The following is a 2,867-nucleotide window of genomic DNA, read 5'->3' as shown; positions in this document are numbered from 1 at the left end:
CTGGTGCGCGCGATCATGTCGGTCAAGAAGGGGGCTTTGCTGATTCCCCAGCGGGCCGTAACCGATATCCAGGGGAAATTCCTGGTGGCGGTGGTGGGAGCCGACAACAAAGTGGACATCAGGCCAGTCAATGTGGCGGAGCGGATTGGCTCTGAATGGATCATTGCCGAGGGGCTGAAGCCGGGTGAGACAGTGGTAGTGGAAGGGACCCAGAAGGTCAAGCCGGGGATGCTGGTGACACCGAAACCATTTTCTCCAAATGCCCAGGCCGCATCGACGACCCCAGGCAAGCCTGAAGAGAAGGCGGCTGCTCCGGCGCCCGTAGTCAAGCCCGAGACAAAACCGGGAGCCCAGCCAGCCGAGAAGAGGTAACCCGCTATGTCCAAATTCTTTATTAACCGCCCGATTGTGGCAATGGTGATCGCCATCCTCATGGTCATCCTCGGTCTCGTCGCCATGTCAAGGCTGCCCATCGCCCAGTTCCCCAACATTGTACCTCCTGCGATTCAGGTCAACGCCACTTACACCGGCGCTGACGCCCTTACCGTTGAGCAGTCGGTGGCGACTCCCGTCGAGCAGCAGATGTCCGGCGTCGACAACCTGGACTACATGTACTCCATCAACACCAACAATGGCATGATGACGCTCTATAACTACTTTGCGCTGGGGACCGACGCCAACACCGACCAGATACTCGCGCAGATGCGCGAAGGGCAGGCCGAATCGCAGCTCCCGCGGGACGTTGTCGACTTCGGGGTGACGGTGGCGAAATCCACATCGTCGCCGCTGATCATGTTTGCCCTCTATTCCCCAAACGGCACGTACGATAATATCTTCCTGGCCAACTATTCCTATATAAACATTAATGACCAGATGACCCGGATCAAGGGGATAGCCAGCGTTACGGTCTTCGGCGCCGGCCAGTATTCCATGCGGCTCTGGGTCAATCCTGACCAGTTGGCCAAGCTCAACATCACCATCCCCGAGATTATGAACGCAGTCAAGGCACAAAACACCGTGAACCCGTCAGGCCAGGTAGGCTCGCAGCCAGTGCCGAAGGGCCAGGAGTTCACGTACTCCGTTCGGTCACAGGGACGGCTGCAGAGCGAGCAGGAGTTCGGCAATATCGTGCTTCGGGCCAACCCGGACGGCTCCATCGTCCGCGTCAAGGACGTGGCCCGCATTGAACTAGGAGCCCAGACTTACAACATTGAAGGTCGTTTGAACGGCAAGCCGTGTGCCCTGATCGCCCTCTATCAGATGCCGGGCACCAACGCGCTCGACGCCGCCGCCGGCACCAAGAAACTGATGGAAGAGCTGAAGAAGAGCTTTCCGCCTGACCTTGACTACACGGTGGCGCTGGACACAACACTGGCAGTTACTGAGGGGATGAAGGAAATCAAGCAGACCTTCTTCGAGGCCCTCATCCTCGTCATCCTCGTGGTTTTCATCTTCCTCCAGGGGTGGCGGGCGACACTCATCCCGCTTCTGGCGGTACCGGTATCGCTTGTGGGAACCTTCGCCATCTTCCCCATGCTCGGCTTCTCCATCAACACCCTTTCCCTCTTCGGCCTGGTACTGGCCATCGGCCTGGTCGTCGATGACGCCATCGTCGTGGTGGAGGCGGTGGAGCACCATATCGAGAAAGGTCTTTCCCCCAAGGATGCGGCATTCAAGGCCATGGAAGAGGTCTCCGGTCCTGTTATCGCCATCGCCATCATCCTGGCGGCGGTCTTTGTCCCTACGGCTTTCATCCCCGGAATTACCGGACAACTCTACCAGCAGTTCGCCGTGACCATCGCTGTCTCGGTCATCTTCTCCGCCTTTAACGCCCTCTCCCTCTCTCCGGCCCTCTGTGCACTGCTTCTGAAGCCCAAGAAGAAGGGTTCGGGTCCGCTCCAGAAGTTCTATGACTGGTTTAACCGGGTCTTCGGCCGTGCCACCGATGGGTATGTGGGGCTATGCGGCGCTGCCATCCGGAAGAGCAAGACCAGTCTCATCTTACTGGTGGGAGTGGCGGTTCTTGCAGGGCTTGCGGGCAATAAGCTCCCTACCGGCTTTCTCCCGGACGAAGACCAGGGGTTTATCTTCGCCGGCATTCAACTCCCCAATGCCGCCTCGCTGCAGCGGACCGGCGAAGTGGCCCGCCAGGCAGAAGAAATCATCCTGAAGACACCGGGGGTCAAATACTGCTCGACAATCAACGGCTACAGCATGCTGAGCCAGGTGCAGAACACCTACAGCGCCTTCTTCTTCATCTCCCTGGAGGAATGGTCCAAGCGGAAGAAACCGGAAGAGAAGTACGAGGCGATCAAGGCGTCGATTTCGAAGAAGATGGCCGGCATCCCCGGAGCAATCGGTTTTGCCTTCCCGCCGCCTGCCATCATGGGGGTCGGCACCTCCGGTGGGGTCACCTTCATTCTGGAAGACCGGGCCGGCAAGGACATCGCCTTCCTCTCCGATAATGTGAACAAGTTCCTTGAGGCCTCCAGGAAGCGGCCAGAGCTCGCTCGGGTTACCACCACCTTCACCCCCACCGTACCGCAGCTCTTCGTCGATGTGGACCGGGACAAGGTGCTGAAACAGGGGGTCAACATCGGCGACGTGTATAAAGTCCTGCAATGCTTCATGGGGAGCGGCTTCATCAACTACTTTAACAAATTCGGCCGCCAGTGGCAGGTGTTCCTCCAGGCCGAAGGTGATTATCGAACCAACATCGATAACATCGGCCAATTCTACGTGCGAAACAGCAATGGCCATACGGTGCCACTCTCGGCGCTCACATCCACCCGCAACATCATCGGCCCCGAATTCACCATGCGTTACAACCTGTACCGCTCGGCACAGATCAACGCCACGGCCGCGCC

2 protein-coding genes are annotated in these 2,867 nt (G+C 58.5%); both read left to right on the top strand.

All coding sequences use genetic code 11. From position 1 onward, the window contains the following. Window positions 1-372 (top strand): efflux RND transporter periplasmic adaptor subunit (locus AC11W3_RS15410; RefSeq protein WP_484093298.1); only part of this gene is annotated, 372 nt, incomplete at its 5' end. A 6-nt stretch (window positions 373-378) separates the two neighbouring features. Further along, on the top strand, window positions 379-2,867 hold a 2,489-nt coding region (locus AC11W3_RS15405; RefSeq protein WP_484093297.1), incomplete at its 3' end, for an efflux RND transporter permease subunit.

It is taken from the genome of Geomonas sp. (genome assembly GCF_056994735.1).
Note: the sequence above shows the minus strand (reverse complement) of the source record. Positions and strands in the feature narration are given on the sequence as shown.